Source organism: Methanoculleus sp. MH98A, from assembly GCF_000691865.1.
Classification (GTDB): domain Archaea; phylum Halobacteriota; class Methanomicrobia; order Methanomicrobiales; family Methanoculleaceae; genus Methanoculleus.
In genome coordinates this window covers 1-1,043 of the sequence record NZ_JMIO01000280.1, presented here as the reverse complement: position 1 = coordinate 1,043, position 1,043 = coordinate 1, and the positions used below count along the sequence as shown (strand labels likewise).

Genomic DNA, 1,043 nt, shown 5'->3' with positions numbered 1-1,043 from the left:
GATATCCATAAGGGTGGATGCAAGCTGGTTGAGGCTGATCCGGCGGCCGCAGGCGATGTTAAAGGCCCCCCGGACGTCGCTCTCCATCGCCCTGATGTTCGCCTGGACCACGTCGCGACGAAGGTGAAGTCCCGGGTCTGCTCCCCGTCGCCGTAGATGATCGGGGGCTTCCCATCGAGCAGCCGGGTGACGAACTTCGGGATCACCGCCGCGTACTCGGACTTGGGGTCCTGGCGGGGGCCGTAGACGTTGAAGTAGCGCAAGAATACTGTCCTGATGCCGAAGAGGTCAGAGAAGACCTTCCCGTAACACTCGTCCGCAAACTTGGTGACCGCGTAGGGGGAGAGCGGGTTTGGGACCATGCCCTCGTGCTTGGGGAGAACCGGGGTGTCGCCGTAGACTGAGGAGGAAGAAGCGGCAACCACGGCAGGCACTCCGCAGTCCTTTGCCGCCACGAGGACGCTCACGGTGCCGGTCACGTTCGCCTCGTTCGAGGCGAGGGGGTTCTTCACCGACCGCGGCACCGAGGGGATGGCTGCCTGGTGGAAGATGCCGTCCGCGCCCGGGAAGGTCTCCATGAGGAGGTCGAGGTCGGTGATGCTCCCCTCGATGAAGGTCACCCGGGGATGGTCGAGGAGGTGCTCGATATTCTCCCGGCGCCCGGTGGCGAGGTTGTCGATGATGACGACGTCGTGGTGTTGTGCCAGTGTCTCTGCAAGGTTCGAGCCGATGAAGCCGGCGCCGCCGGTGACGATGTAGCGCATGAAGAGTCTATGCTGATGCCTTGGTTTAGCAGTTTCTTAACTGTGCTACTGAAAGAGCAGAGCGGTATGATAGGGGGTACCAGGTACGCATCTAGGAAGCGAGCCCTATATCGTTCAATAAAAACTTGAGACCCCGCGATCAGGTCCGCCATTTGCACCTCTCAGGTGCGAAGACCTTTCGCTCTCATCAGGAGCGATCTTGAATGACTCCCATGACTGGCAAAGCTGGTAACGGCCGGTTTTGACACTTAGTTTCACGTCAAAAGTCAAACCAAGATA

General features: G+C 59.9%; 1 protein-coding gene. It reads right to left on the bottom strand.

The features are described 5' to 3' along the window. A partial coding sequence (locus tag EI28_RS12975; protein WP_369792319.1) for an NAD-dependent epimerase/dehydratase family protein occupies positions 1-764 on the bottom strand: 764 nt, incomplete at its 3' end. Positions 765-1,043 lie beyond the last annotated feature (279 nt).